2 protein-coding genes are annotated in these 3,506 nt (G+C 69.3%); both read left to right on the top strand.

Annotated features, from left to right (window positions below):
- Positions 1-161: 161 nt before the first annotated feature.
- Positions 162-2,372: an ATP-dependent helicase gene (locus ACFQS7_RS30705; RefSeq protein ID WP_380070945.1), complete on the top strand. Its 2,211-nt coding sequence runs from the start codon at positions 162-164 to the stop codon at positions 2,370-2,372.
- Complete coding sequence (locus ACFQS7_RS30700) at positions 2,372-3,301, top strand: 50S ribosomal protein L11 methyltransferase (RefSeq protein ID WP_380070944.1); 930 nt, start codon at positions 2,372-2,374, stop codon at positions 3,299-3,301. The genes ACFQS7_RS30705 and ACFQS7_RS30700 overlap by 1 nt, the downstream gene beginning before the upstream one ends.
- Positions 3,302-3,506 lie beyond the last annotated feature (205 nt).

Below are 3,506 nucleotides of genomic sequence, written 5' to 3'. Positions count from 1 at the left end.
GAGCAGCCCGGTAGCTCGTCAGGCTCATAACCTGAAGGTCACAGGTTCAAATCCTGTCCCCGCATCCATACCCCCCCCAACACACACGCCCCTCCCGCATATCCGCAGGCAGGGAAGTCCGGCGTTTGGAGCCATCCGCCGGACCGCCTATACCCGCCGGTGTGTCCGACATCCTCTCCCCGATTCCCGACTACCTCTCCCGCCTGAACGCCGAGCAGCGGGAAGCGGTCGAGACCCTCGACGGCCCCCTGCTGGTCCTCGCCGGCGCCGGCACCGGCAAGACGCGGGTGCTGACCACCCGCTTCGCCCACCTGCTGATGACCGGGCGGGCCTTCCCCGGCCAAGTGCTCTCGGTCACATTCACCAACAAGGCGGCGCGGGAGATGCGGGAACGCGTCTCCGCCATCCTCGGCCGGCCGGCCGAAGGCCTCTGGCTCGGCACCTTCCACGCGCTCTGCGCCCGCATGCTGCGGCGGCATGCAGACCTAGTCGGGCTGACCAGTGGCTTCACCATCCTCGACACCGACGACCAGATGCGCCTGCTGAAGCAGGTGATGGATGCTGGAGGCATCGACCTGAAGCGCTGGCCGGCGCAAGGTTTGATGGCGCAGGTGCAGCGTTGGAAGGACCGCGGCATCGCGCCCGACCGCGTCACCCCGGCCGAGGACACCGACTATGCCGGCGGCCGTGCCCGCGCCCTGTACGCCGCCTACCAGTCCCGCCTGCGCGACCTGAATTGCGCCGATTTCGGCGACCTGATGCTGCACATGGTGGAGATCCTGCGCGGCCATCCGGAGGTGCTCGCCGACTGGCACCGCCGCTTTCGCTACATCCTGGTCGACGAATACCAGGACACCAACCTGGTGCAGTACATGTGGCTGCGGCTGCTGGCGCAGGGCCACAGGAACATCTGCTGCGTCGGCGACGACGACCAGTCGATCTATTCCTGGCGCGGCGCCGAGATCGAGAACATCCTGCGCTTCGAGAAGGACTTCCCCAACGCCCGCGTGGTGCGCCTGGAATCCAACTACCGCTCGACCAAGCCCATCCTCGGCGCCGCCAGCGGGCTGATCGCGCGCAATACCGGCCGCCTCGGCAAGACGCTGCGCACCGGCCGCAACGACGCCGAGGGCGACAAGGTGCGCGTCGTCTCGCTCTGGGACTCCGAGGAAGAGGCCCGCATGGTCGGCGAGCGGATCGAGGCGGCGCAGCGCAGCGGCCATCCTCTGGCCGAAATCGCCATCCTGGTCCGCGCCGGCTTCCAGACCCGCGCCTTCGAGGAACGGCTGATCACCCTCGGCGTGCCCTACCGCGTCGTCGGCGGGCTGAAATTCTACGAGCGCGCTGAGATCCGCGACGCCATGGCCTATCTGCGCGTCCTCGCCCAACCCGCCGACGACCTGGCCTTCGAGCGCATCGTCAACACGCCGAAGCGGGGCCTGGGCGACACCGCGATGCGCCGGATGCACGAGATCGCCCGCGAGGAACGCATCCCGCTGGCCATGGCCGCGGCCAAGCTGGTGCAGGGCGGCGGCATGACCGGCAAGGCGCGCGCGGCGCTCACGGAACTGCTGCATGGCTTCGCCCGCTGGCGCGAGGGCCTGGCGCGCGAGGGCCATGTGGTGGTCGCCGCCACGCTGCTCGACGAGAGCGGCTACACCGACATGTGGAAGCAGGACAAGTCGCCCGAGGCGCCCGGCCGGCTCGACAACCTGAAGGAGTTCATCCGCGCCCTCGGCGAATTCGAGACCCTGGCCGGCTTCCTCGAACACGTCGCCCTGGTGATGGAGACGGACGAGAACGCCAATGGCGACCGACTTTCCCTGATGACGCTGCACGCCGCCAAGGGTCTCGAATTCGACATGGTCTTCCTGCCGGGCTGGGAGGAGGGCCTCTTCCCCCACGCCCGCGCGCTGGAGGAGGGCGGCGAGAAGGGGCTCGAGGAGGAGCGCCGCCTCGCCTATGTCGGCATCACCCGCGCCCGCAGGCAGGCGATCATCAGTTCCGCCGCCAACCGCCGCATCTACGGCAACTGGTCGAGCTCCATCCCGTCGCGCTTCCTCGACGAATTGCCCGCCGAGCATATCCAGCGCGAAGGCAGCACCGGCATGGCGCGCAACCGCGTGGTGGACATGCCCTCGGTCTTCGCCGCCGGCGGCCTGACCGCGCGCAAGCCCCGCACCATCGAGGCCGGCGCCTGGGAGGTCCAGGCCCGCCCGGCGCATGCCGAGCCGCTGCAGGTCGGCGACCGGGTCTTCCACAAGAAATTCGGCTATGGCCACGTGACCGCGGTCGACGACAACAAGGTCGACGTGAACTTCGAGAAGTCCGACCCCAAGCGGGTGATGGACAGCTTCCTGGAGCGTGCCTGATGTCCGAGGGTCACGACTGGCCGACCCCGCTCTCCCGCCGCCGGGCCGAGCCGCTGGAACTGCTGGCCATCGACGGCCTGCCGGAGGAAGCCGTGCCGGGCTTCGAGGCGGCGCTGCAGACCGTCTGCGTCACCGTCGCCTATTTCCGCGACGAACCGACCGACACCTGGCGGGTCGAGGGCGTGCGCGAGGCCGGCTGGGGCGACGACGAACTGACCGGCGCCCTGGCCCTGGCCGCCGCCGTCGGCGGGATCGAGCCGCCGGCGCTGCAGGTCGGCCCGATCGAGGCCGAGGGCTGGCTCGCCCGCACCGCCGAGAGTTTTTCCGAGTTTCCGATCGGGCGGTTCCTGATCCGGCCAACGCATGTGCCCAATCCCGTCGTCTATGGCCGCACCGTGCTGCGGCTGGATGCGGGCCTGGCCTTCGGCAGCGGCGAGCATGCCTCGACCCAGGGCTGCCTGATGGCCTTCACCGCCATCGCGCATCGCCGGCCGCGCCGGGTGCTCGACCTCGGCACCGGCTCCGCCATCCTGGCGCTGGCCGCGGCGAAGCGGCTGCACCGCCCGGTGCTGGCCACCGACATCGAGCCCTGGTCGGTCCGCGTCGCCGCCGAGAATGCGGTGCTGAACGGCATGCGGCGCTTCGTCGCGGCGCGGCTGGCGGATGGCTGGCGGCACCGCGTGGTGCGGGCCGGGCGCTATGACCTGATCTTCGCCAATATCCTGGCGCGGCCGCTGTGCTCGATGGCGCGCGACCTGGCTGCGCATCTCACGCCGGGTGGCACCGCGATCCTGGCCGGGCTGCTCGGCACCCAGGTGCGCATGGTGCTGGCGGCGCATCGCCGGCAGGGGCTGCGGCTGGAACGCCGCATCGATGTCGGGCCCTGGTCCACCCTGGTGCTGCGGCGCGCGCGGAGTGTGACCGTCTAAGGCGGGCTCACCGGAAGGCGTGAATCACACGACAAAACAATAGCCTGGAGTCTGTCAGGCGCTTATATCGGCGCCTGACCCAACTTGAACAGTCCCCGTTGGGAGTCCGTTGGCAAGTGGTTGATTTTGCGCGGCCTGCTGCCTGATTCCCCGGAGTTTGGCAAATATGTAGTGCCACGAACATGGCGAAAAATGGCTTGAAAAG

It is taken from the genome of Dankookia sp. GCM10030260, assembly GCF_042666655.1.
In the GTDB taxonomy this organism is placed as follows: domain Bacteria; phylum Pseudomonadota; class Alphaproteobacteria; order Acetobacterales; family Acetobacteraceae; genus Paracraurococcus.
The sequence above is the reverse complement of the archived record's forward strand: the minus strand, read 5'-3'. Positions and strand labels throughout refer to the sequence as shown.

What these genes read in the sequence shown, in the direction of transcription:
- ACFQS7_RS30700 (WP_380070944.1), top strand. Translation starts at nt 2,372, where the DNA reads ATGTCCGAGGGTCACGACTGGCCGACCCCGCTCTCCCGCCGCCGGGCC.